The organism is Nocardiopsis sp. NPDC006139, assembly GCF_040614155.1.
Taxonomy (GTDB): Bacteria; Actinomycetota; Actinomycetes; order Streptosporangiales; family Streptosporangiaceae; genus Nocardiopsis; species Nocardiopsis changdeensis.
On record NZ_JBEXTT010000001.1, the window covers coordinates 68,289 to 92,886 of the forward strand.

A 24,598-nucleotide genomic window follows, 5' to 3' on the forward strand; every position below is an offset into this window, starting at 1 on the left:
TTTAGGAGGTACACCAATGTCGGCCGAACCCCCCGCCGTCCGGGCCGAGGGACTGCGCAAGGACTACGGGGAGACCCGCGCCCTGGACGGGCTCGACCTGGAGGTCCCCGCCGGCACCGTCTTCGGCCTGCTGGGCCCCAACGGGGCGGGCAAGACCACCGCCGTCCGGGTGCTCGCCACCCTGCTGCGCCCCGACGCCGGGCGCGCCGAGGTCGCCGGGCACGACGTCGTCCGCCGGGCCGACCGGGTGCGCGCCGCCATCGGCCTGACCGGCCAGTACGCCTCCGTCGACGAACTGCTCACCGGCCGGGAGAACCTCGTGATGTTCGCCCGCCTGTACGGCCTGGACCCGCGCGCCGCCCGCGAACGCGCCGAGGAGCTGCTGGAGCACTTCGACCTCACCCACGCCGCCGACCGGCGGTCGGACGGCTACTCCGGCGGCATGCGCCGCCGCCTGGACCTGGCCGTCAGCCTCATCCAGCGCCCGCGGGTGCTCTTCCTGGACGAGCCCACCACCGGCCTGGACCCGCGCAGCCGCCTGGGCGTGTGGGAGTCGGTGCGGTCCCTGGTCTCGACCGGGACCACCGTCGTGCTCACCACGCAGTACCTGGAGGAGGCCGACCGGCTCGCCGACACCGTCGCCGTCATCGACCACGGGCGCGCCATCGCCGGGGGCACGCCCGACGCCCTGCGCTCCCGCGTGGGCGGCGACCGCCTCGACGTGGTCGTGCGCGACCCCGCCGACCTGTCCGCCGTCGCGGGCCTGCTGGGGACCGCGCTGGACGCCCCGGCGACCGTGCACCGCGAGGAACAGCGCGTCAGCCTGCCCGCCCCCGACCGCCTGGCCGTCCTGACCGGGGCCGTGCGCGCCCTGGAGGGCTCGACCGCGGCCATCGCCGACATCGGGGTGCGCAGGCCGAGCCTCGACGAGGTGTTCCTGGCCCTGACCGGCCACGACGCCGACGCCGGTACCGGCCCCGACACCGCCCGCCCCCTTCCGGCCTGAGACCCCTCTGGAGTGATCCGCGATGACCGCCGTCCTCGACACCCCGCCCGGCGCCGCCCCGGCCCGGCCCGCCGCCGCCCGCCGCGGCAAGGTCCTGTCCGACACCCTGGTCCTGACCCGGCGCAACCTCCTGCACATGGTGCGCAGCCCCTTCGAGCCGGGCATCGCCGTCGTCATGCCCGTCGTGATGGTCCTGCTGTTCGGCTTCCTCTTCGACGAGGTCATGTCCGGGCACGGGGCCGGGAGCTACCGCGAGTTCCTCGTCCCGGCGATGCTGGCGATGGTGATGGTCTACGGCGTGGCCGGGAGCGCCACCGGCACCGCCCGCGACGTCTCCCGCGAGGTGATGGGCCGCTTCCGGTCCATGCCCATGTCCCCGGTCTCGCTGCTGACCGCCCGCACCGCCGCCGACATGGTGCGCGCCTGCCTGGAGGTGGCCCTGCTGCTCCCGGTGGGCCTGCTGCTGGGCTGGCGGGCCGAGAACGGCCCGGCCGACGCCGTGCTGGCGATCGGGCTGCTGCTGTTCTTCCGCCTGTCCCTGGTCTGGCTGGGAGTCCTCATGGGCCTGGTGATGCCCGACCCCGACGCGTCGAGCATGATCGTCTACCCGCTGGCGTTCCCGCTCACCATGCTCTCGACCGCGTTCCTGCCCGCCGACGCCATGCCCTCCTGGATGGCGCCGATCGCCGAGTGGAACCCCCTGTCGGCGGTCGTCTCCGCCCTGCGCGGGCTGTTCGGCAACGCGGGCGTGCCCTCCGACTCCTGGCCCGCCGACCACGCCGGGCTCCTGGCCGTGGCGATCCCCGCGGCCCTGCTCGTCCTGTGCGTCCCGCTGTCCCTGCGCCGCTTCCGGGCGCTGAGCCGCTGAGGGTGGTGCGCGCACCACTCCTCCGCCGGGTGGGCGGCTCCCGCGCGGCGGCGGCCGCCCACCACCCGCGGCCGGGTGGGCGCACCCTCGTGCCCTCCCCCGCCCCGGACCAGACTCGTGAACACCGCATCCGCGAAGGAGAACCGACCATGGCACCCCCCGCCCCGACCGACACCGCCGCCCCGCCGGCCCGCCCGGCCCCGGCCCCCGTCCGCTGGTGGCAGCGGCCGTGGATCCTGCCGCTGGCCCTGTTCAGCCTCACGTTCCTGCTCTACTCGGTGCCGCCCTACTTCTCCCTGGACCCGGCCGACGCCCGCCTGCCCATCCCGGAGACGCCCTCCTGGTACTTCCCGATGCTGGTGACCCACATCTTCGGCGGCACCCTGCTGACCCTGCTGGTGATCCTCCAGGTGTGGCCGTGGCTGCGCGCGAAGTACCCGGCGGTGCACCGCTGGAGCGGGCGGGTCTACGTCCTGGCGGGGATCCCGCTGGTGGGGATCCCGGCACTGCTCATCTCGCCGTTCAGCGGCAGCGGCGCCAGCACCCAGATCAGCAACACGATCTGGGCGGTGCTGTGGCTGGGCTTCACCGTCCTGGGCTACGCGATGGCCCGCCGCCGCAGGTTCGCCGACCACCGCGAGTGGATGCTGCGCAGCTTCGCCCTCATCTACGGCATCGCCTTCAACCGGGTGATCATCTTCCTGCTGATGCCGATCGCCGTCCTCCAGGCGAGCCCGGAGGCCCTGGCCGGCGACCCGCGCGAGCTCGGGATGGCCATCGCCCCCGCGTCCAGCTTCCTGTCCTGGCTCGTGCCGCTGCTCTTCGTCGAGTGGTGGATCAAGTACCGCAGGCCGCGCCGGCGCCGCCGCCCGGCCGCCGCCTGACCCGCGGGGGTGCGCCCGCGGCCCCGGCGCACCCCGTTCCCGACGCCGCACGACGAACCCGAACGGAACCTTGGAACGGCGGCGACCTGCCCCTTCCCCCGTACGGGAAGGATTCCGGTCACCCCGGCGATCATTGCGGAGACCCCGATCGTTAGGGTAGCCTCACTTAACGAGGCGCAGACGTTCTATCCGTCCCCCGGTGGCCTGCGACCGCGACCCCCGGACACGACGGCTCCGCTGCGACGAAGGGCAGGTTCCCCACGGTGACTCCGGTGACCTCCGATCCGATCGAGGCCCTCCGCGACGCCTGCGCGCCCCTGCGCTTCTCGCCGCTCCCCGAGCTGCTCTCCTTCGGAGAACTGCACGGGCGCCCGGCCGGCACCGTGCAGTGGTACTCGGCCCGCGCCCTGGCGGCCGAGGGCTGGGTGCCGGTCCTGTTCGACAAGCTGCGCACCGAGCACGGGCCCGGGCACCGGCTCCCCGCCGCCACCAACTTCCTGCGGGTCACCCTGCGCGAGCCGATCTTCATGGTGTCGGCGTCGCTGTACCTGACCGGCCGCGCCCCCCTGCTCGACCCCGACGGCCTGTACCTGCCCTGGGACACCGCCGACGCCCGGTTCGGCACCCCGGTCTCGGTGGACACGCGCTTCGCGGTCCTGCCCGGCGACCCGGCCGCCGGGGCGTCCGGCACCGTGACGGCCCGCGACGCCGACGAGCAGGTCCGCCTGGCAGCCGAGGCCCTGTTCGCGACCTTCGAGCCGCTCATCGACGCCCTGCACGGGCACTCGCGGGCGGGCAAGCGCACCCTGTGGGGCTGGGTGCTCGACACCCTGCACTTCTACATGCTCAACCCGGCCCGCTACCTGGCCCGGGACGCCGAGCAGGCCTGGGACCTGGCCGAGCGCCTGGCCGACGCCGTGGTGGCGGCCGGCGCGGTCACCCGCAAGCGCCCGCGCCTGTTCCCCTTCGCCCCCGGGCACCCGCAGGGCACCTGGGCGGTGCGCGGCACCTGCTGCTTCGACTACAAGGGCGATCCCGATCACGGGTACTGCACCACCTGCCCGCTCAAGTGCGACAGGGAGCGGCAGGACTCCCTGGCGGAGTGGCTGCGCGACCCCGCGCTGGCCCCCTGACACCGTCCCCGGACGGACGGGGCGGCGCGGCGCCGCGCCGCCGGTCGGCACGGCGCCGCGGCACGACCCCCTACCCGGCCTGCGGCCGCGGCTCCCCCGCGGCCGGGGAGCGGCCGACGACCACGGCGCCGACGGCCAGCCCGGCGACCGCGAGGGCCGCCGCGACCAGGAACGGGTCCTGGGCGTGCGCGGCGGGGGCGAACCCGACGCCCACGTAGACGGCCACGCCGCCGGCCCCGCCGAGCTGGTCGGCCGCCCGCTGGACGCCGGAGGCGATCCCGGCGTCCTCCTCGGTGGTCCCGCCGACCGCGATGTACTGCAGCCCCACGAGCCCGAATCCCATCCCCGCGGCGATCAGCAGCATCGCCGGCAGCAGCCAGGCCGCCCCGGCGCCCAGGACCGCCACGAGGGCGATCACCGCCATGGCGGCCGCCGCGGCCCCGAGGCCCGCCAGCACGCACACGCGCGCCCCCCAGCGGCCCAGCAGCCGGGGCACGAGGACCGAGGCCGCGATCAGCGCCACGGCCAACGGCAGCATCGTGAGCCCGGCTCCCAGCGGGCCGATCCCCAGCCGGTCCTGCAGGTAGAACGTGAACAGCAGGAACGAGGTCGACAGCGCGCCGCTGAGCAGCATCGTCGTCAGGTTCGCCCGCACGCGGGGACCGTGGGCGAGGAGGGCCGGGGGCACCAGCGGGTCCGGCGACCGCGATTCGACCAGTACGAACCCGGCGGCGGCCAGCACCGCGCCGGCCAGTGCCGCGGCGCTCGCCCACGGGTTCGCACCGGGTTCGCCGGCCCCGACCACCGCGTAGGCGAACAGCAGCGGGCACGCGGTCAGCAGGAGCGCGCCGGGCAGGTCCGGCCGGGCCCGCTCCCGGGAGGCGGGGCGGTCGGCCGGGACGAACACGAGCGCGGCCGCGAGCACGGCCAGGATCAGGGGCACCGAGAGCAGGAAGATCCAGCGCCAGCCCAGGTGGGCGGTGATGATCCCGGAGAGGGCGAACCCGAGCACCAGCCCGCAGCTGGCGACCGCGGCCCACACGCCCAGGGCCCGCGAGCGGCGCGGCCCCTCGGAGAACATCAGCACGATGGTGGCCATCGCGGCCGGCAGCGCAACGGCCTCGCCGGCCCCCTGGGCGAGGCGCGCGGCCACCAGGACCGGGAACGAGGGGGCCAGTCCGGCCAGGAGGGACGCCGCGCCGAACAGGGCCACGCCGGCCAGCAGCGTGCGGCGGCGGCCCAGCAGGTCGCCGAGGCGGCCGCCGAGCATCAGCAGCCCGCCGCCGGTGACCGTGTAGCCGACCACCACCCATGTCAGCGAGTGGCCCCCGACGCCGAGGTCCGCGCCGATCGAGGGCAGGGCGATGTTGACCACGGTCACGTCGACCGCGATGAGGAACTGCAGCATGGCCATCGCGCACAGCACGAGCCGGGCGCGCAGGGGGGACGGGCTCCGCCCGTGGGAAGAGGGAATGCCTGAAAGCATCGAGTGCTCCGTCGCTCTGAAGCGTTTCGAGCAGCACAAAGCGCCGCTCCGGACCGGTCACGAAGCGGCTGGACGTTCCAGGTGGTGGTGTGTCGTCGTACGTCGAACGTCCCGCCGCTAGCGGGACGTCCTCGTCACTGCCGCACAAGCGGCCGAACTCGATGCGCCTGCCATGCCGGCCAGCCTAGCAGCGGCGCGCCGGGGGACCCGGCCGCGCGCCCGCGGGCCGGGGAGAGCCGGAGGCGGGCCGCCCGGGGCGGGGCGCCCTGTGGCGCGGGACCGCGCCCCGCCCGGGGCGGGGCGCACCGTGGCGGGACGCGGGACCGCGCCCCGCCCGGGGCTACAGGACCGGGGCCTCGATCGGCTCGCCGTAGAACGGCTCGAACACGACGCGGTCGGCCTCCACCAGCCCCTGGACGGTGATCACCCCGGACGTGCTCTGCCCCGGGACGAGGGTGCTCGCGTCCAGCTCTCGCTCGTCCATCCCGATCCCCTCGGAGGTGCTGTGCAGCGTCCCGGAGACGTCGATGACGCTGAAGTACAGCGGGTTGACGTCCAGCGGCTCCTGGCCGTCGTTGCGCACGGACACGTCGACGCTGGTGAAGTCGCCCGACGAGTACAGCGGCCCGGGCTCGAACTCGGTGCGCCCGGCGGTCACCTCCGCGCCGCCGGCGCCCTCCTCCGACGGCGACCCGGAGTCCTCCGTCTCGGGCGCCCCCACACCGGGCGTCCCGCTCTGCGCCAGGACCAGGCCGATGGCGGTGCAGCCGCCGCCGACCAGCAGCAGGAGCAGCAGCACGCCGCAGCCGATGCCGAGGATCCTCCCCCAGGGGGTCTGCTTCTCCTGCGGCGGGCCGTACGCCTGCTGCGCGCCGTGCCCGCCGTACCCTCCGGGCCCGTACGCGGCGCCGTACCCGGCCCCGTAGGGACCGGACGGCGGCCCCTGCTCCCCGTACCCGGGCCCGGGCGCGGGCTCCCCCCGGTACGGCGGCTCCGGGTAGCTGCCCGCGCCCGCCCCGGACACGTCCGCCTCCCCGTAGCCGGGGGCGTATCCGGCGTGCTCGTACCCGGCCTGGGCGGGACCGCTGGGCCCCTCCGACAGCTCCCCGCCCACCGGCTCGGGCGGTCCGCCCGTGGGATGGTCGCCCGGCGGGTACCCGCCGGGCGGCGGTGGCGGGGGCGGCGGAGGGGCCCCGGGGCCGGGGCCGGGCCCCTGGTCGCCCAGGGGCGGCGGCGTCCAGTTCGGTCCGGGCGGGGGCGGCAGGTGGCCGCCCTCCTCCGGCGGCCCCGGGCGCCCCCCGTGCGGCCGGTCGGGGAAGACGTGCGGGGGCTCGCCGGGCGGCTGCGGGCCGCCCTCCATCGGGTCCTCGGGGTCCCCGGGGCGCCACTCCTCCGGAGGGTGGTGGTTCACCGGGTCGCCCGGCCTCTCCTGCGGTCGCTCCTGCGGCCCTTCCTCGGGATCCCGATCGGTCACGTGAGAACACCCCTCCAGTGGCGTCGGCCCACCGAGGGCGGTGGGCGCCCCAGACCTGCACGGTAACCGCGCCGGTCCGGGGGCCGAGGAAGAAGTCGGGGCGTTTCCGGTAAAGGTCCGGAAGTTTTTCAGCGCCCGGCGCGCGCCGCCCGCAGCGCCAGCACGAACACCGGGACGGTGAACAGGGCGGCGAACAGGTTGAGGCCGCCGAAGCCCGTCTGGGACAGGACCACGCCGGACAGGCCGCCCGCGGCGGCCCCGCCCAGGTTCATCAGCAGGTCGCTGACCCCCTGGGCGCGGGGGCGCACGCCCACCTCCAGCGATCCGGCCAGCAGCGCCGTGCCCGACACCAGGCTGAGCGACCAGCCCAGCCCCAGCAGGAACAGGCCCGCGGTCACCCTGGCCTCGTCGTGCCCGGCGGTGCCCGAGACCGCCGTCGCCGCCAGCAGCACCGCCTGCCCGGCCAGCAGCACCGGGATCCGGCCCAGCCGGTCGCTGAGCCAGCCCACCAGCGGGGAGAACGCGTACATACCCGCGATGTGCAGGGAGATGGTCAGGCCGATCACGGTCAGGGCGGCGCCGTGGTGGGACATGTGGACGGGGGTCATGGTCATGACCGCGACCATCACCGTGTGGGCGCAGACGATGCCGACCACGGCCAGCAGCGCGCCCGGGGAGGCCGCGACGATCCTCATGACCTCGCCCACCGGCAGCCTGCCCGGGGCCTTCGCCGCGGGGTCGGCCGAGGCGGCCGCGCGGGCGGCGGTGAGCAGCGGGTCGGGGCGCAGCAGCGCGAAGGTGAGCAGGGCGCCCAGGACGAACCCGGTGGTGGTGAACACCACCGGGCCCAGCAGATCGGGCAGGCCGAGCAGGGCGGCGACCCGGGCGCCGGGGGCGGTGAGGTTGGGGCCCAGTACCGAACCGACGGTGGTCGCCCACACCACGACGGACAGATCGCGTCCGCGGCTGCGGTCCGAGGCCAGGTCGACGGCGGCGTGCCGGGCCTGGAGGTTGGTGGCGGTCCCGGCCCCGACCAGGACCATGCCCAGCAGGAACAGCGGGAACAGCTCGGCGACCGCGGCGGCGATGACGACGAGGCCGCCGACCGCTCCCATCGCCCAGCCCAGCCCCAGCCCGGGGCGGCGGCCGCGGCGGGCCGCCAGCGAGGCCAGCGGCAGAGCGAACACGGCGGCGCCCAGGGTGATCATGGTGGTGGCCATGCCCGACCAGGTGTCGGAGCCGGTGAGGTCCAGGGCGATGAGCGCGCCCACGGCGATCATCGCCCCCATGCCGACGCCGCCGACCACCTGGGTGAGCATCAGCGCCGCGACGGTGCGGCGCTGGAGGCGAAGGCGCGTCTCCTCCGGCAGGGCGCCGGGAACGATATGCGTGGACACGCGACCTACTTCCGATTCGTCCGATCAACGGGGGAATCGTAACGCCGCGTTCATATCGTCCGCCATGTCATATGGCCCACCGTTCCGGACCCCTCAGCGGCGGCGGTGGCGCCAGCCCAGGTAGTCGTGTTCGCGCTCGACCTCGCGCATCGCGGAGTAGAGGTCTCCCGGGTCGACCGCGCTGACCACCACCCCCTGCGCCGGGATCACCGGCCAGCAGGCGAACGCCCAGTAACGGCGGGTGTGGACGCCCCAGAACACGACCCAGGCACCCTGCTTCTGCCACTGGATGTGCTCGGCGATCCGACGCTGCTCGGCGTCCCGCGTATCGTCCATTCCGCCCCGGGATGTACCCGGCGCCGGGCCCGCCGACCAGTCCGGAACCGGCCATACGTCAGGGGTTTTCGGCCCTTTTCGGACACGTCGGGACACACGTTGACGCCGACCCCCGCGCCCCTCCCCCGGGGTCCGCGGCACCCCGGCCGGCGCCCGGCCCGCGGGCGCCGGCGGGGGGCGTTCAGCGGCCGGGGACGAGCTCCGGGTCGCCGGGGACCGGCTCGGCCGGGTCGGCGCCCAGGGCGACCACCCTGTTGTCCCGGTCCACGTGCACGATGTGGGGCACGTGCCCGGCGCGCTCGGCCTCGGTCAGCTGCGCGTAGGAGATGATGATGACCAGGTCGCCGGGGCTGACCAGGCGGGCGGCCGCGCCGTTGATCCCGATGACGCCGGTGCCGCGCTCGCCGGTGATCGCGTAGGTGACGAGCCGGGCGCCGTTGTCGATGTCGACGATGTGGACCTGCTCGCCGTCGACGATGTCGGCGGCGTCCATCAGGTCGGCGTCGATGGTCACCGAGCCGACGTAGTGCAGGTCGGCCTGGGTGACGGTGGCGCGGTGGATCTTGCCGTTGATGAGGGTGCGCAGCACTGCTCGGTCCTCGTTTCAGGTGTCTTGCGGACTACAGGCTCCTCGCGGAGTCCCGTGCCCCTCCATGATGGACTCCGCCGTGACCGCTTTCGACCACGGGGTGCCCATCGCGCCCAACACCCCTTTCGGGACGGATGTTCCGCCCCCGCCGCCCCGCTCCCCGGACGGGCGCGGACGCCGGCGCGGGACGACGGTGAACAGGCGATGGTGAACAATGGGACCGCCCCGGGCTCCGTCCGGGACCCGGGGCGGTCCTGTCGTCGAAGAGAAGAAGATGCGGGTGTCGGTGAACCACAGCGGCGGCCCCGGGGCCGCCTCCGAACCGGTGCGCAGGGCCACCATGCGCGACGTCGCCGCCCTGTCCGGGGTGAGCATCAAGACCGTCTCGCGTGTCATCAACGGCGTGCCCTCGGTCTCCGAGGAGCTGCGCGACCGCGTCACCCGCGCCATCGCCCGGCTGGACTTCCAGCCCAACCTGGCGGCCAGCAGCCTGCGCCGCACCGACGGGGCCACCCGCCAGATCGCCCTGCTGCTGGAGGACGTCGCCAACCCGTTCTCGGCCACGCTGAGCCGGGCCGTGGAGGACGCGGCCCGCGAACACGGGACGCTGGTCCTGGCGGGCAGCCTGGACGAGGACCCGCAGCGCGAGAGGGAGCTGGTGCGGGCGGCCACCCTGCACCGGGTGGACGGCATCCTGCTGGTCCCGGCCGGCCCGGACCACGGCTACCTGCACCGGGAGATCCGCAACGGGACGCCGGTGGTGTTCGCCGACCGGCCCCCGCGCGGACTGGCCGCCGACGCGGTGCTGTCCGCCAACGCCGAGGGGGCGCGGCGGGCCGTGCTGCACCTGGCCGACCACGGGCACACCGAGATCGCGTTCCTGGGCGACGGGCACCGGATCAGCACCGCGGTCGAGCGACTGGCCGGGTACCGGGCGGCATTGGCCGAGCGCGGCCTGCCCGAACGGCCCGGCCGCGCGGTGTGGGACCTGTCCGACCCGCGGAGCGCCGCGGAGGCGGTGGCGGCGATGCTGGACTCCGACGACCCGCCCACGGCCCTGTTCACCGCGCAGAACCTGGTGACGATCGGCGCCATCCGGACCCTCCAGGACCGCGGCCTGCACGGCGAGGTGGCGGTGGTGGGGTTCGACGACTTCCCCATGGCCGACCTGCTGATGCCCCGGGTGACGGTGGTCGCCCAGGACGTGGCGGGCATCGGGGCGCTCGCGGTGCGCCGCCTGTTCGAGCGCATCGCGGGCGACACCTCGCCGCCCCGCGAGGAGCGGGTGCCCACCGCCCTGGTCGTCCGCGGCTCCGGCGAGATCCCCCCGGCCGCCGGGCGGCGGAGCGGGGCCGGGGGGAGCGCTCCTAGGTGAGCGAGGAGTAGGCGACCACCCCGCGGCGGACCAGGTCGGAGGCCTTGCGGGCGGTGGAGCGCACGTTCTGGTCGCCGGTGGCCCCGGCGATCTGGCCGAGCATGTCCACCAGCATCTTGGCGGTCCGCACGAAGTCGCCCGCGGTCATGTCGGACTGGCGCAGGATCGCGTCCAGCCGGTCGCCGCGCGCCCACCGGTGGGCCGTCCACACGAACCCCAGGTCGGGGCGGCGCAGGAAGCTCACCCGGTGGCGGGCCTCCACCTCGTTCAGCTCGCCCCACAGGCGCACCATCTCGGCCAGGGTGTCGTCCACCCGGCCGCCGGGCAGGCGCGGGTACGCCTCGTCGTTGCGGCGCGCCTCGTACACCAGGGACGCCGCGCAGGCGGCCAGCTCCACCGGGGAGAGGTCCTTCCACAGCCCCCGGCGCAGGCACTCGGCGACCAGCAGGTCCAGCTCCGAGTACACCTTGGCCAGGCGCGATCCGTCGTCGGAGACGTCGTCGCCGTCCAGGTACCCCAGGTCCTCCAGCACCCCGCACACGCGGTCGAAGGTGCGGGCGATGACGTGGGAGCGGCCCTCCACCCGGCGGCGCAGGGACTCGGTCTCGCGCTGGAGCCGGTGGTAGCGCTCCGCCCAGCGGGCGTGGTCCTCGCGCTCGGCGCAGCCGTGGCAGGGGTGCTCGCGCAGCGCGGCGCGCAGCCGGAGCACCTCGGAGTCCTCCCCCGCGTTGCGCGGGCCCCGCTCGTAGACGGGGTCGGTGCCCTGCTCCTTGAGCTTGTTGCGCAGGGTGGAGGCCAGGTCCTGGCGCGACCGCGGCGACTTGGCCGAGAACGACTTGGGGATGCGCATCCGCCCCGAGGCGTGCACCGGGACCGGGAAGTCCGCCGCGTTGATCCGCTTGACCTGCTTGTCCACGGTGAGCACCAGCGGCGCGGGCAGGTCGTGGCGCAGCCCCGGGTCCAGCACCACGGCGTGCCCGGTGTGGCGGCCCGCGGGGATGCGGATGATGTCGCCGGGGCGGAGCCGCTCCAGGCTCTCCAGCGCCTCCTCCCGGCGCCGCGCCGACCGGTTCTTGGACAGCATCGCCTCGCGGTCGCTCAGCTCCCGCCGCAGTCGGGCGTACTCCATGAAGTCGCCCAGGTGGCACTCCGCGGACGCGGCGTACCCCTCCAGCGCCTCCTCGTGCTTGCGCAGCTGCTTGACCAGGCCCACCACCGCCCGGTCGGCCTGGAACTGGGCGAAGGACTCCTCCAGCATCGCGCGGCTGCGCCGCCGCCCCACCTGGCCGACGAGGTTGACGGCCATGTTGTAGGAGGGCTGGAAGCTGGAGTTGAGCGGGTAGGTGCGGGTGCCCGCCAGTCCGGCGATGGTCTCGGGGTCGCTGCCCGCCTGCCAGACGACGACCGCGTGTCCCTCCACGTCGATGCCGCGCCGCCCGGCGCGCCCGGTGAGCTGCGTGTACTCGCCGGGGGTGAGCTGGACGTGGGCCTCGCCGTTCCACTTGTCGATCTTCTCGATGACCACGGTGCGGGCGGGCATGTTGATGCCCAGCGCCAGGGTCTCGGTGGCGAACACGGCGCGGATGAGCCCGCGCGAGAACAGGTGCTCGACGATCTCCTTGAACGTCGGCAGCATCCCCGCGTGGTGGGCGGCGATCCCGCACTCCAGGGCGCGCAGCCACTGGTCGAACCCCAGGACGGCCAGGTCGGCGCCGGGGATGTCGGCGCAGCGGGTCTCCGCGTACTCGCGGATGACCTCGGCCTCCTCGGGGGTGGTCAGGACCAGCCCCGCGGACAGGCACTGGCGGACGGCGTCGTCGCACCCGGCCCGGCTGAAGATGAACGTGATGGCCGGCAGCAGCCCCAGGTCGTCGAGCTCCTCGACGATCGCCGGGCGCGAGGGCGGCGCGAACCGGCTGCGCGGGCGCATGTTCCCGCGCGAGCGCGCCTGCGGGTGCCGGCGGCGGTGGGCCAGCTGGGTCAGCCGGGAGTCCTCCTCCGCGATGCGCGACAGCCGCGGGTTGATCCGCAGAGTCTGCCCGCCCACGCGGATCTCGCGGGGCTGCCAGCCGCGCTCGCGCCTGCGCTTCTTGCCGCCCTTGCGGTTCCTGCCGCGGTCCCGGTCGCCGGCCTCGGAGTCCCCGCCGTCCCCGCCGGTCCCCTCCTCCGCCTCCAGGTCCACGAACAGGTCGTGGATGCGGTCGCCCACCATGACGTGCTGCCACAGCGGGACGGGGCGCTTCTCGTCCACGATGACCGTGGTGTCGCCGCGCACCTGCTGCAGCCACTCGCCGAACTCCTCGGCGTTGGACACGGTGGCGGAGAGGGCGACCATGCGCACCGACTCGGGCAGGTGGATGATCACCTCCTCCCAGACCGCGCCGCGGAACCGGTCGGCGAGGTAGTGGACCTCGTCCATCACCACGTACGCCAGGCCGCCGAGGGTGGCCGAGCCCTCGTAGAGCATGTTGCGCAGCACCTCGGTGGTCATCACGACCACCGGGGCGTCGCCGTTGACGCTGTTGTCACCGGTCAGCAGCCCGACCCGGTCGGCGCCGTAGCGCGCGACCAGGTCGTTGAACTTCTGGTTGGACAGCGCCTTGATGGGCGTGGTGTAGAAGCACTTGGTGCCCTCGGCCAGGGCCTGGTGGACGGCGAACTCGCCGACCACCGTCTTGCCCGAGCCGGTGGGCGCGGCCACCAGCACCCCGTGGCCGTTCTCCAGGGCCTTGCAGGCCCGGACCTGGAACGGGTCGAACTCGAACCCGTACAGCCCCTGGAACGCCTCGATGGCGGGGCTGGAGGCGCCCTGGCGCCGACGGAAGGCGGCGTACCGCTCAGCGTGACTACTCATATGGCCTCCAGCCTATGAGGTCAGCTCCAACATCTCGACCGACTTCGGCACCACCTCGCACACCAGCGGCGCCCCGCCCAGGCGTTCCCCGTCGGCGTAGACCGGCACGCCCTCGGCGCGGACGGTGACGGTGCGCCCGCGCTCGGAGACGATCTCGGGCCGGTCGAGGTGGCCGCCGGTGAAGACCAGGGGGAACAGCAGCAGGAACCGGGCCAGCGGCGTCTCGCGGCCGAAGACCACGTCGATGAGGCCGTCGTCGGGCTCGGCGGCGGCGCACACCTTCATGCCGCCGCCGTAGGAGGTGGTGTTGCCCACGGCGACGAGCATGCCGGGCTCGTCGATGACCCGGCCGTCCACGTCGATCTCGTAGCGGGCGGGCTTGAAGGAGCCGAGTTCGGCGACGACGCCCGCGAGGTACCCGGCCCGGCCGATCCTGAACCGGAACCCGTTGACGCGCTCGTTGACGCGGGCGTCGAACCCGCACGCCAGCACGCTGAGGAAGTGGCGGCGGGTCCCGTCGGCCAGCTCGACCCGCACGCAGTCCACCGAGCGGGTGCGCCCGCGCAGGATGGCGGCGGCCACGTCGCGGGCCGACCCGCGCGGGCGGCCGAAGGCGCGGGCGATGTCGTTGCCGGTGCCGGCGGGCACCACGGCCAGGGGCACCCCGGTGCCGACCACGCCCTGAAGGGCCTGGTGGACCAGCCCGTCGCCGCCCACGGCGACCAGGGCGTGCGGTGCGTCGGCGGCGGCGAGGCGGGCCAGGCGGCGGCTGTCGGCGGCCGAGCCGCCGCTGTAGACGTGGACGCGCGCCCCGGCCTCCCGCAGCGCCTCCTTGAGGCGGACCGCGGTGACGGCGGCGCGGCGCCGTCCCGACTTGGGGTTGACCAGCAGGGCGATGTGAGGGGACTGCATGGGGGTCCTTCGCTACCCGGGGGCGGGGAGGGTGTACGGACGGCGCGGGGACGCCGCACACCCTCGCGCCCGGGTGTGCGCGAACCGCTCAGGGGGCGTCGGTCCCCCGCGCGGCCGCGTCGGCCTCCTCGCGCTGACGGCGATGGTACTCCTCCATCGCCTTGGGGCTGTTCAGCGGGGAGGGGACCCATCCGACCTCGACGTCCACCTCGCCGCGCTGGATCCTGGCCTCCTCCTCGGTGAGGTACTCCTCGGGGATGTCGAACTCGCCGTCGCGGGCCCCCAGGACGAACGCCTCCCACTCCGCGGGGGTGAAGAACAGGGTGCCCTTCCCGGGCGACTTGCCGTCGCGCACCGCGCGGAAGCCGTCGTCGAAGGTGGCGACCTCCACGATCGCCTCCGAGTCGGGGTTGGAGAGGGAGGAGCGCATCCACACCGCGTCGGTGGTGTCGTGCCACTTCTCGTTGCCCATGGCCTCGGGCGGGAGCTCCCGCCCGGTCTGTGTCTGCTCGCTCATCGGATGTCCTCTTCACACTGCCGGGGACGCCGTCCGGGGCGGAGAAAAAGGGGCCGGCGCCGGGGGCCCGACGGCCCCCGACGCCGACCCTAGCGCGTACGGGAGGTGCTCAGGAGCGCTTGCCCGCTTCCTCCTCCAGGTCCGGATCGTCCAGGGAGGAGGGGGTGTCGTCCAGTTCGGAGATCTCGTCGTCGGACAGGCCGGCGTAGGGGTCGTGGCGCTTCTTGCGGCGGTCGTTGAAGAACGCGAAGAGCTCGGCGAGCTCGAACAGGAGCACCAGCGGGACCGCCAGGGCCAGCATCGAGATGGGCTCGGCGGGGGTGACGACGGCGGCCAGGACGACCGCGCCGAAGATGATGACCCGGCGCCACTTGGCGATGGCGGCGTGCGGCAGGACGCCGATGATGTTGAGCAGGGCGACCAGCAGCGGCAGCACGAAGCCCAGGCCGAACATGGTCATCATGATGAGCATGTAGCTCAGGTACTCGCCGATGGTCAGGAACGGGTCGGCGTCGTCGGGCAGGAAGCTGAACAGCACCGTCAGCGCGTAGGCCGTGATGTAGTAGGCCAGCGCGGCGCCCGCGACGAACAGCACCGCGGCCAGCGGGGCGAAGACGTAGGCGTAGCGCTTCTCGCGGGTGTGCAGCGCGGGGGCGACGAAGGCCCACAGCTGGTACAGCCAGAAGGGCGCCGAGACGATCGCGCCGACGAACAGCCACACCTTGAACGCGACGAAGAACGCGTCGAAGGGGCCGGTGACGATGAGGGAGCAGCCGTCCTGCGCGGCGACCTTCGACTCCGGCAGCGAGCAGTAGGGGGCTTTGAGGAACTCCCACACGTAGTCGTAGGCGAGGTAGCCGACCACGCATCCCAGCGCGAGCGCGATCACCGCCTTCACCACGCGGCCGCGCAGTTCGCGCAGGTGCTCCATGAGCGGCATCCGGGCATCCGGGTTGGCCGCCCGGCGTCGGGCCCTCATCCTGTGGTCACTCTTCTCTCCCTCGGGGCCGCGCACCCGTGGTGCGGCCGCCTGCCCGGGCACGGCGCGCCCCTGGGCGCCGCGCCCGCCGCCGCGGCCCATCGGGACCGCGCGAGCCTGCCGTTACTGCTGGTTGTTGTAGGGCTGGGGCTCGCCGGCCTCGTTGACGATGCGCTGGCCGGGCGGCAGCTGCGGGTAGGAGGTCTGCGCCTGCGGCTGCTGCGGCTGCGCCTGGGGCGCGGCCTGCGGCTGCGGCTGCTGGGCCTGCGGCTGCTGCGGCTGCTGGGCCTGCTGGTTCTGGTCGTCCTCGTTCTCCACCAGGCCCTTGCTCTCGGCCTTGAGGATGCGGGCGCTGCGGCCCAGGGAGCGGGCCAGGTCCGGGAGCTTCTTGGCTCCGAACAGCAGCAGTGCGATGACCAGGAGGATCAGGATCTCACGTGCCCCGATACCCATCCTTCTCACTTCCTTTCGCGGCGCGACCAGGCGCCTTCGATGGTACGCGCACCGGACACGGGGTCGTCACCCGTCCCCGCCACGGCGGAGGGGGAGCGCCTGCGCCCCCTCGGTCCGGTGCTCGCCCGACGCCCGCGCCACCTGTCGGGCCAGCGCGTCCGCCGCCCGGCGCACACGCAGCGCGAGGACGCCGATGAGGACGCCTCCCACCGCAAACGCGCCGAACAGGACAGTCAGGACGATCACGCTTGTACCTTATCCCTTCCACCCCGACCTACACCCTGCCCCCGGATGAACAACCGAGGCTCACTCGTGCGACGAATCGGTCTCGGCCGACCGTCCGCGGGTTTCAGGAAGCCCGGTAGAGCTCCAGCGTCCGGCGCGCCTCGGCCCGCGCCTGCTCGGCCAGCGCCGGCGGCGCCGTGATCCGCCCCCGCGGACCGAGCCGCAGGGCCAGCCGCACCACCCAGGCGGGCGCGGGGGTGCGCAGCGAGGCGCGGACCCCGCCCCCCGGCAGCTCCGCCGTCGACTCGCACACGTAGTCCTCGGTGACCCATCGGGCCGAGGACTCCAGGTCCAGGGTGACCAGCGCGTCGCGGTCGGAGAGCTGGAGCAGCCCGCCGGACAGGTCGCGGCGGCCCACCCCCTCGGGCACCTCGGCCGGGTAGGGCAGCACGGTGAGGGCCAGCACCCGGTCCAGGCGGAACAGGCGCACGTCCTCGCGCAGCCGGCAGTACCCCTCCAGGAAGGTGTGGCCGTCCTGGACGACCAGGCCCATGGGGTCCACGTCGCGCTCGGTGACCTGGTCCAGGTACCCGGACAGGTAGCGCAGGTGCAGGCGCTGGCCCGACTCCAGGGCCTCGGCGCAGCGCCGCCGCGTCTGCTCGACCTGCTCGTCGTCGGAGTCCTCCAGGCGGACCTGCACCGAGTCGGCCAGGGAGCCCAGGGCGGTGCCCGCGGCGGTGCGCAGCTTCTCCGAGACCCGCTTGAGGGCGCCCGACTCCAGGCCCTCGGCCTCGGGCAGCGCCTCCAGCAGCGACAGGCCCACGACCAGGCTGGCCGCCTCGTCGGCGGTCAGCCGCAGCGGCTGGGCCAGCGTGTCGGCGTTGCCGATGATGATCTCGCCGGTCTCCCTGGCCGCGTCCAGGTCCACGTCGATGAGGTCGCCGGGGGTGTACCCGGGCAGGCCGCACATCCACAGCAGGCTCAGGTCGGCGACCACCTGCTTCTCGGTGAGGCCGAAGTGCTCCGCCACCTCCGGCACCCGCACGTCGCGGCCCAGGGCGTAGGGCACGAGCATCAGCAGGCGGCGCAGCTGGTCGGCCGAGCGCGGCCCGCGCGCCGGGCCGCCGCCGGGGGCCGCCTCGGCGGCCGGGGCCGGGTCGGGGTCGGGGACCCCGGCGTCGGCCGTCGCCGACAGGTGCTCGACCACGGCGGCACGGGCCTCGGCGGGTTCGACGATGACGGCGTTGGCGCCGTAGGAGGCGACGTGCTCGACCAGGTCGGGGACGTCGGTGTAGGGGACGGTGAGGACGTCCCAGCCGCCGTCGGCGCCCTCGCGCCCGCCCGGGACCACGCGCAGCGCCCCGCGGCGCAGGGCGTGGGCGGTGTCGGTGCGCACCCGCACGGTGGCGGTCGCCTCCGGCTCGGCGCGGTGCCCGGCCGCCACCGACCGCAGGTCGACGCCCTCGGGCACGACCACGTCGGGGCCGCCGCGCAGGACCTCCACCTCGCCGCGGATGCGGCCCAGGCGGAACACGCGGCGGGCGTCGCGCAGCCGGTCGTGGCCCACCACGTACCAGTGTCCGCGCAGGTTGACGATGCCCCACGGCTCGACCTCGCGCCGCTCGGGCTCGGACTGGCCGGGCTTGCGGTAGTCGAAGGCGATCGGCCGCCGGTCGCGCACCGCCTGCCAGACCGGCCCGAACGCGGGCTCGTCGGTGCGCATGGCGGGGGTCAGCCCCGGAGCGGCCTCGGTGTCCACCGGCACCCCGGCCGAGCGCAGCTTGAACAGGGCGTTGGCCGCGGCCTCGCCCAGGGAGGCGTGCCGCCAGGCGCGGGCGGCCAGGCCCAGCACCACGGCCTCGTCGGGCAGCAGCTCGATCTCGGGCAGCTCGTAGTCGGCCCGGGAGATGCGGTAGCCCTCCTCGCCGCTGATCGCGTCGCCGGTGCCCACCTGGATGGGGATGCCGCTGTCGCGCAGCTCCCGCTTGTCCCGCTCGAACATGCGCTTGAACGCCTGCTCGCTGTCGGCCTCGGCGTAGCCGTACACCGTACGGCGGATCTCCTGGGCCGTCAGGTGGCGGCGCGTGGACAACAGGCAGATGACCAGGTTCAACTGCCGTTCCGTCTTCCTGCGCGACATCGCCTGCACCCTCTTCTCGCCCGCGTGTGGAATGCCGTCGGCCCCGGGGCGCGTCGTCCCCGTACCGACTCAGCAACGAAGGTACCGTGCCTTGCATGATCCGGTGGCGCCGTGGTGAAGTCCGTGAACTCCTCCCGTCCTGGCCCGGGGTGCGGGTGTGCCTGACCGCCGTCGGGGACGGCGCGGGCGGGGAGGCGCAGTGCCGGGCGATCGCCTACACCGGTCTGGTGGGCGACCCCCTCCCCGGCGACACCGTGCTGCTCAACACCGGGGCCCTGGACCTGGGGCTGGGCACCGGGGGGTACGCGATGGTGGTGGCCCTGCCCGACCGGCTGCCGCCCGACCGGGAGGGGCCCGGGCACCTGGTCAAGGCGCGGTACACCCCGCTCCAGGCGCTGGTGGAGGGCGCCGACGAGCAGGACTCCCCGCACCACGCGACGCTGCGCGACGCGGCCGGGCTGGCGGGCATGCCCGTGGTGGTCGCCGACCTGCACTCGTCGCTGCCCGCGGTGCTGGCCGGGGTGCTGCACGAGCGGCCAGGGGCGCGGGTGGTCAACGTCATGACCGACGGCGGTGCGCTGCCCGCCGCGTTCTCCCGGACCCTCGGGGTGCTGCGCGAGGAGGGGCTGCTGGCGGGGTGCGTGACCACCGGGCAGGCGTTCGGCGGCGACCTGGAGGCGGTGACGGTCCACTCCGGGCTGCTGGCCGCCCGGCACGTGCTGGGCGCGGACGCGGCGGTGGTCTGCCAGGGCCCGGGCAACCTGGGCACCGGGACCCCCTGGGGGTTCTCGGGGGTGTCCTGCGGCGAGGCGGTCAACGCGGCGGCGGTGCTGGACGGGCACCCGGTGGCGGCGCTGCGGGTCAGCGAGGCCGACCCCCGCCCCCGGCACCGGGGGGTGTCCCACCACAGCCTGACGGCCTACGGACGGGTGGCGCTGGCCCGCGCCGACGTGGTGGTGCCGCTGCTGCCGGGGGTGTTCGGGGAGCGGGTGCGCGCCCAGGCGGCGCCGCTGGGCGCCCGGCACACGCTGGTGGACGTGGGTGTGGAGGGCCTGGAGGAGGCGCTGCTGGCGCTGCCGGTGAAGCCCTCCACCATGGGCCGGGGCCTGGAGGAGGACCGGGCGGCGTTCCTGAGCGCGGCCGCCGCGGGCCGCCACTGCGCCGCCCTCATCTGACCCTCAGCGGACGGCCCTCGCCCCCGGCACCTCCTTCACGGGGCCGTCGGGGCCGGGCGCCTGTCCGGGCACCGGGACCGGCCGGGACGGGGTGAGCGAGTGCGGCGAGGGCTCGTCGAAGAACGCCCCGGGCCGGAACATGGCCAGTGACGTCGGGTCGGCGCGGATCCCCTCGTCCACGCGGATCGCCGCGGGCACGAACACCGCCCCGTCCCCGCAGGTCACACCCCACACGCGGCCCGGTCCCGCCGACACCACCTCGCCCGGGGCGCCGCCCCGGACCCCCTCGTCCAGCACCCCGGCGCACAGGGTGATGCGGCTGCCGCCGAACATCGCGAAGGCGCCCGGGTAGGGGTCGGCCAGGGCCCGCACCAGGCGGTCCACGTCGCGGCCCGAGGCGGTGAAGTCGATACGCCCGTCGCTGGGCCTGCGGCGCGGCCACACCGACGCGTGCCCGCGCTGGGGCCGCCGGGGCGCGGTGCCCGCCAGCAGGTCGTCGATGCGGGCCGCGAGCATCTCGGCCTGGCGGCGGGCCACCCGGTCGTACAGGCCGGTGGCGGTGATGTCGGGCTCGACGTCGAACCACGCCTGGTCGATGATGTCGCCGGTGTCGCCGCCCCCGTCCAGGTGCAGCAGGGTGACGGCGCTGGCCCGCATGTCGCGCAGGATCGTCCACGGGATGGGGGCGCGGCCCCGGCCGACCGGCAGCGGAGCCGGGTGCAGGCCGACCCCGCCCCTCGGCAGGGCCGCCAGCAGGCGTTCGGGCACGGGGCTGGACCACCCGGCGACGACCAGCAGGGCGACGCCGCGGACCGCGAGCGCGTCGCGGACCTCGTCCGAGCCCAGGTCGGAGGCGCGCAGGTGCTCCAGGTCGTGGCGGCGGGTGACGGCCTCGTAGTCGACGTAGCCGGAGCGGTGGGCGAGTTCGGCGGGGTAGGAGACCACCAGGGACGGCGGGCGCCCCTGGGCGCACAGTTCCTCCAGGGCGGGGACCCCCAGGCTCAGCCCCGACACGTAGCAGTAGCGCAGCCGGTCCTCCACGGACTCCCCCTCCGCTCGGTCCACCCTTGGCACGACTCTACGCAGCAGCGGGGCGGAGCCGCCGGAGGCCGCCGTCGCTCTGCGTGTCCGGGGCGGCCCGCGGGGAACGCGCGGGGGCCTCCCGGCGGTCGCCGGGAGGCCCCTGTGCTCGCGGGATGCGGGAGTGCGCTACTCGGTCGCCTCGCCCTCGGGGGACTCCTCGTCCGCGGGGGCCTCCTCGCCGCCGTCCTCGGCTCCCTCGGAGGCGCCCTCCTCGGGCTCGGCCGGCGGCGGGTTGTCGAAGGCGCCCAGGACGTCCACCACGAAGACGAGGGTGCCCGCCGGGGCGCCCATCGCCTCCTCCTCGGTCTCGCCGTAGGCCATGTCGCCGGGCACGACCAGGAGCAGGCGGCTGCCGGTCTTCTGGCCGACGATGCCCTCGTCCCAGCCCTTGATCACCGAGCCCGCGCCGATGGTGGTGTCGAAGGGGGCGCCGCCGCGGGTCCAGGTGGAGTCGAACACGGGGTGGTCGCCGTTCTCGTCGGCCTCCCAGCGCACACCGGTGTACTGGACGATGACCTGCTGGCCCTCCTCGACCTCGTCGCCCGTCCCCTCGATCAGCGGGACGACCTCCAGCTCCTCGGGCGCGTCGCCCTCGGGGATCTCGATCGTGGGCTCGCTGTGGCCCTCCTGGGTCACGGTGGGCAGGCCGTCGCCGCCGTCGGTGGTCTGCTCGCCGGGCACCACCGAGCCCATGCCGAAGCGGTCCAGGATGTCGACGACCAGGACGCTGGCGCCCACCTGGGGCGGCTGGCCCATGGACTCGGCCTGGGCCTGCTCCTCCTCGGTCAGCGGCGGGAAGACGTACACCGCGCGGCTGCCGACGGCCTGGTTGACCAGGACCGAGCTGATCTGCTCGGGCATGTCGGTCATACGGATGAGGTCCGGGGCCCCGGTCTCGTAGCTGGACTGGCCCTCGACCGGCTCGCCCTCGCCGGGACCCGTCCACTGGAACTGGGCGACGTTGGCGATGACGAGGTCGTCGGCGCGGACCAGCTCCTCCTCGCTGGGGCCCTCGTCCACGACACCGGAGAGCTCCTCCTCGGGGGGCTCGATGTCGGGGAAGGCGACCTCGGGCGCCTCGCCGACGTCACCGGTGACGGTGGGCAGCCGGGAGTCGAGCTGGTCACCGTCCATCCGCATGAAGGCGGGAGTGCGCCACTCCTCGGGGATGTTTCCGCAGCTTGAGACCGTCAAAGCGATGACGGTCAGGGGCACCGCGAGGGCGGCGGCACGTCGGTGCATGGGTCACTACCTCTGTTTTCCGGCTCGGGACAGGGTCACACTACCGAAAAGCGCGACCTCCACCACCTCCCCCCGAGGCGGAACATCGGTAACAAAAGGTCACCGCGGCCCTGCGCGGCGCCCTTTTCGAAAGCGCCGGGAGGCGTTCCGGCCCCACTGCGGGGCGGTCCCGACGGCGGGCACGGCACGGCCCCGGCGGCGGGGGAACGCCGCCGGGGCCGCTGGTGCCGCCGGTCACATCCCGGCGATGAGCTTCTCCACCCGCTCGTCCACCGACTTGAAGGGGTCCTTGCACAGCACGGTGCGCTGCGCCTGGTCGTTGAGCTTGAGGTGCACCCAGTCGACGGTGAAGTCGCGGCGCTGCTCCTGGGCGCGGCGGATGAACTCGCCGCGCAGCCGGGCCCGCGTGGTCTGCGGGGGCACCGACTTGGCCTCGAAGATCTTCAGGTCGCCGACCACCCGCTCCATCTGGCCGCGGTTCTGCATCAGGTAGAACAGGCCGCGGTCGCGGTGGATGTCGTGGTAGGTCAGGTCGAGCTGGGCGATCCGGGGCGAGGACAGGGACAGGTCGTGCTTGGCGCGGTAGCGCTCCAGCAGCATGTACTTGGCGACCCAGTCGATCTCCCGGGAGACCGACTCCAGGTTCTGGGTCTCGACCGCCTCCAGGGTGCGCTGCCACAGCTCCAGGACCCGCTTGCCGGTCGCGTCGGTGCCGTGCCGGTCGACGTAGCTCTGCACCTTCTCCAGGTACTCGCGCTGGATCTCCAGCGCGCCCGCCTCGCGCCCGTTGGCCAGGCGCACCTTGCGGCGGCCGGTCATGTCGTGGCTGACCTCGCGGATCGCCCGGATCGGGTTCTCCAGGGTGTAGTCGCGCATGACCACGCCCGCCTCGATCATCCGCAGCACCAGGTCGGTGGAGCCCAGCTTGAGCAGGGTGGTGGTCTCGCTCATGTTGGAGTCGCCGACGATGACGTGCAGGCGGCGGAAGCGCTCGGCGTCCGCGTGCGGCTCGTCGCGGGTGTTGATGATCGGCCGGGACCTGGTGGTGGCGGAGGAGACGCCCTCCCAGATGTGCTCGGCCCGCTGGCTGACGCAGTACAGGGCGCCGCGCGGGGTCTGCAGGACCTTCCCGGCCCCGCAGATGATCTGCCGGGTGACCAGGAAGGGGATGAGCACGTCGGCCAGCCGCCCGAACTCCCCGTGCCGGCCCACGAGGTAGTTCTCGTGGCAGCCGTAGGAGTTGCCGGCGGAGTCGGTGTTGTTCTTGAACAGGTAGATGTCCCCGGCGATGCCCTCCTCGTGCAGGCGCTGCTCGGCGTCGACCTGCAGCCCCTCCAGGATGCGCTCACCGGCCTTGTCGTGCGCCACCAGGTCCACGAGGCTGTCGCACTCGGGGGTGGCGTACTCGGGGTGGCTGCCCACGTCCAGGTAGAGGCGGGCGCCGTTGCGGAGGAACACGTTGCTGCTGCGCCCCCAGGAGACCACCCTCCGGAAGAGGTAGCGGGCGACCTCGTCCGGCGACAGCCGGCGCTGTCCCCGGAAGGTGCACGTGACCCCGTACTCGTTCTCCAGCCCGAAGATCCGTCGTTCCACGCGGCCTCACCAACTTCCCGTCACCGTCGGCCCGGGACGACGGGGCCGCGTCGTCCGCCGGCCGGTGCGGCGCCCGCGGGGCGCCGCACCGCTTCTGCTATGCGTCGTCCTCGGTGGTGGTACCGCCGGGGGCGGCCCCGCCGCGCCCCTCCTGGAGGAGGGAGACCAGGCGCTGCCCCTGGATGCGGCGGAACTTGCGGTGCTCCCTGGAGCGCTCCAGGACGGCGACCTCCAGGTTGGCCGCCTCCAGTTCGCGCTCCTCGCCGTTCTCCCTGGCCAGGGCGTGGGTGGCGGCGTTGAGCGCGGCAGCGAGGGAGGCGGTCGCGGAGAACCGGTCCTTGAGCGCCTGGGAGACGTGGTCGGAGGACCCGCCCACCGCGACGAACCCCTGCTCGTCGACGATGGAGCCGTCGAAGGTGATGCGGTAGATCTCGTCGCCGTCGGCGGTGTCGCCGACCTCGGCGACGACGATCTCCACCTCCCAGGGCTTGAGGCTCTCGCTGAACACCGTGCCCAGGGTCTGGGCGTAGATGTTGGCGAGCTGGCGCCCGCTGACGTCGCGGCGGTCGTACTGGTACCCGCGCACGTCCGCGAAGCGCACGCCCATCAGGCGCAGGTTCTCGAACTCGGGGTAGCGGCCGACCGCCGCGAAGGCGATGCGGTCGTAGAGTTCGCTGATCTTGTGGAGTGTGCGGGAGACGTTGTCCGCCACCAGCAGGATGCCGCCCTCGTACTGCAGGACGACGGCGCTGCGGCCGCGCGCGATGCCCTTGCGCGCGTAGTCCGCCTTGTCCTTCATCTGCTGTTCGGGGGCGACGTAGAACGGCATCGACACCGCGGATCGTTTCCTTACCTAGAAGTCCAATGGGGCGGGTGG

22 protein-coding genes are annotated in these 24,598 nt (G+C 74.3%); 6 read left to right on the top strand and 16 right to left on the bottom strand.

Annotated elements, in window-relative coordinates; genetic code table 11:
- Nucleotides 1–16: 16 nt before the first annotated feature.
- From ABZ249_RS00300 to ABZ249_RS00315, 4 genes are all read left to right on the top strand, one after another.
- Nucleotides 17–1,006, top strand: a complete 990-nt coding sequence (locus tag ABZ249_RS00300) for an ATP-binding cassette domain-containing protein (RefSeq protein ID WP_355255090.1) — start codon at nucleotides 17–19, stop codon at nucleotides 1,004–1,006.
- A gap of 22 nt (nucleotides 1,007–1,028) precedes the next feature.
- Nucleotides 1,029–1,874: an ABC transporter permease gene (locus tag ABZ249_RS00305; RefSeq protein WP_355255093.1), complete on the top strand. Its 846-nt coding sequence runs from the start codon at nucleotides 1,029–1,031 to the stop codon at nucleotides 1,872–1,874.
- A gap of 149 nt (nucleotides 1,875–2,023) precedes the next feature.
- Nucleotides 2,024–2,758, top strand: coding sequence for a DUF2306 domain-containing protein (locus ABZ249_RS00310; RefSeq protein WP_355255096.1), 735 nt, complete (start codon nucleotides 2,024–2,026; stop codon nucleotides 2,756–2,758).
- 272 nt (nucleotides 2,759–3,030) lie between these two features.
- Nucleotides 3,031–3,891: a (2Fe-2S)-binding protein gene (locus ABZ249_RS00315; RefSeq protein WP_355255099.1), complete on the top strand. Its 861-nt coding sequence runs from the start codon at nucleotides 3,031–3,033 to the stop codon at nucleotides 3,889–3,891.
- A gap of 70 nt (nucleotides 3,892–3,961) precedes the next feature.
- Here ABZ249_RS00315 and ABZ249_RS00320 read toward each other — a convergent pair whose 3' ends face one another.
- The 5 genes from ABZ249_RS00320 to panD form a co-directional block, all read right to left on the bottom strand.
- The gene (locus tag ABZ249_RS00320) at nucleotides 3,962–5,377 is read right to left on the bottom strand and encodes an MFS transporter (RefSeq protein ID WP_355255102.1); all 1,416 of its coding nucleotides are present in this window, start codon (nucleotides 5,375–5,377) and stop codon (nucleotides 3,962–3,964) included.
- A gap of 340 nt (nucleotides 5,378–5,717) precedes the next feature.
- Complete coding sequence (locus ABZ249_RS00325; RefSeq protein WP_355255105.1) at nucleotides 5,718–6,851, bottom strand: DUF4352 domain-containing protein; 1,134 nt, start codon at nucleotides 6,849–6,851, stop codon at nucleotides 5,718–5,720.
- Nucleotides 6,852–6,979: 128 nt separating this feature from the next.
- Nucleotides 6,980–8,248 (bottom strand): MFS transporter, encoded by a 1,269-nt coding sequence (locus ABZ249_RS00330; protein ID WP_355255108.1) that lies wholly within the window; start codon nucleotides 8,246–8,248, stop codon nucleotides 6,980–6,982.
- Nucleotides 8,249–8,341: 93 nt separating this feature from the next.
- Entirely contained in the window at nucleotides 8,342–8,584 is a 243-nt protein-coding gene (locus tag ABZ249_RS00335) for a hypothetical protein (protein ID WP_220562105.1), read from the bottom strand.
- Between the two features lie 181 nt (nucleotides 8,585–8,765).
- Nucleotides 8,766–9,173, bottom strand: coding sequence for an aspartate 1-decarboxylase (gene panD / locus ABZ249_RS00340; RefSeq protein ID WP_220562106.1), 408 nt, complete (start codon nucleotides 9,171–9,173; stop codon nucleotides 8,766–8,768).
- A 340-nt stretch (nucleotides 9,174–9,513) separates the two neighbouring features.
- Here panD and ABZ249_RS00345 point away from each other — a divergent pair, with 340 nt between their 5' ends.
- Entirely contained in the window at nucleotides 9,514–10,548 is a 1,035-nt protein-coding gene (locus ABZ249_RS00345; RefSeq protein WP_355255995.1) for a LacI family DNA-binding transcriptional regulator, read from the top strand.
- Here the strand turns inward: ABZ249_RS00345 and ABZ249_RS00350 are convergent.
- The 7 genes from ABZ249_RS00350 to ABZ249_RS00380 form a co-directional block, all read right to left on the bottom strand.
- Nucleotides 10,541–13,402, bottom strand: coding sequence for a DEAD/DEAH box helicase (locus tag ABZ249_RS00350; RefSeq protein WP_355255113.1), 2,862 nt, complete (start codon nucleotides 13,400–13,402; stop codon nucleotides 10,541–10,543). The genes ABZ249_RS00345 and ABZ249_RS00350 overlap by 8 nt on opposite strands.
- Before the next feature lie 12 nt (nucleotides 13,403–13,414).
- Nucleotides 13,415–14,314, bottom strand: coding sequence for a YegS/Rv2252/BmrU family lipid kinase (locus ABZ249_RS00355; RefSeq protein WP_355255116.1), 900 nt, complete (start codon nucleotides 14,312–14,314; stop codon nucleotides 13,415–13,417).
- A gap of 88 nt (nucleotides 14,315–14,402) precedes the next feature.
- Nucleotides 14,403–14,831, bottom strand: a complete 429-nt coding sequence (locus ABZ249_RS00360) for a DUF397 domain-containing protein (protein ID WP_220562110.1) — start codon at nucleotides 14,829–14,831, stop codon at nucleotides 14,403–14,405.
- 109 nt (nucleotides 14,832–14,940) lie between these two features.
- On the bottom strand, nucleotides 14,941–15,771 hold the full coding sequence (gene tatC, locus ABZ249_RS00365; protein ID WP_355255998.1) for a twin-arginine translocase subunit TatC: 831 nt from the start codon (nucleotides 15,769–15,771) through the stop codon (nucleotides 14,941–14,943).
- 162 nt (nucleotides 15,772–15,933) lie between these two features.
- Nucleotides 15,934–16,263, bottom strand: a complete 330-nt coding sequence (gene tatA, locus ABZ249_RS00370; protein WP_355255120.1) for a Sec-independent protein translocase subunit TatA — start codon at nucleotides 16,261–16,263, stop codon at nucleotides 15,934–15,936.
- Between the two features lie 66 nt (nucleotides 16,264–16,329).
- Nucleotides 16,330–16,509, bottom strand: a complete 180-nt coding sequence (locus tag ABZ249_RS00375; RefSeq protein ID WP_220562112.1) for a hypothetical protein — start codon at nucleotides 16,507–16,509, stop codon at nucleotides 16,330–16,332.
- 103 nt (nucleotides 16,510–16,612) lie between these two features.
- The gene (locus ABZ249_RS00380; RefSeq protein ID WP_355255124.1) at nucleotides 16,613–18,628 is read right to left on the bottom strand and encodes a WYL domain-containing protein; all 2,016 of its coding nucleotides are present in this window, start codon (nucleotides 18,626–18,628) and stop codon (nucleotides 16,613–16,615) included.
- A 95-nt stretch (nucleotides 18,629–18,723) separates the two neighbouring features.
- Between ABZ249_RS00380 and ABZ249_RS00385 the strand changes: the two genes are divergently transcribed.
- On the top strand, nucleotides 18,724–19,803 hold the full coding sequence (locus ABZ249_RS00385; protein ID WP_355255127.1) for a DUF3866 family protein: 1,080 nt from the start codon (nucleotides 18,724–18,726) through the stop codon (nucleotides 19,801–19,803).
- A gap of 3 nt (nucleotides 19,804–19,806) precedes the next feature.
- On the opposite strand, the gene ABZ249_RS00390 is transcribed toward ABZ249_RS00385, so the two are convergent.
- The 4 genes from ABZ249_RS00390 to prcA form a co-directional block, all read right to left on the bottom strand.
- Nucleotides 19,807–20,844, bottom strand: a complete 1,038-nt coding sequence (locus tag ABZ249_RS00390) for a formyltransferase family protein (protein ID WP_355256001.1) — start codon at nucleotides 20,842–20,844, stop codon at nucleotides 19,807–19,809.
- Between the two features lie 168 nt (nucleotides 20,845–21,012).
- Complete coding sequence (locus ABZ249_RS00395) at nucleotides 21,013–22,128, bottom strand: FKBP-type peptidyl-prolyl cis-trans isomerase (protein WP_220562115.1); 1,116 nt, start codon at nucleotides 22,126–22,128, stop codon at nucleotides 21,013–21,015.
- A gap of 234 nt (nucleotides 22,129–22,362) precedes the next feature.
- A complete protein-coding gene (pafA, locus tag ABZ249_RS00400) occupies nucleotides 22,363–23,721 on the bottom strand; it encodes a Pup--protein ligase (RefSeq protein WP_220562116.1) in 1,359 nt (452 codons plus the stop codon).
- Nucleotides 23,722–23,818: 97 nt separating this feature from the next.
- Nucleotides 23,819–24,556, bottom strand: coding sequence for a proteasome subunit alpha (prcA, locus tag ABZ249_RS00405; RefSeq protein WP_220562117.1), 738 nt, complete (start codon nucleotides 24,554–24,556; stop codon nucleotides 23,819–23,821).
- Between the last annotated feature and the right edge of the window lie 42 nt (nucleotides 24,557–24,598).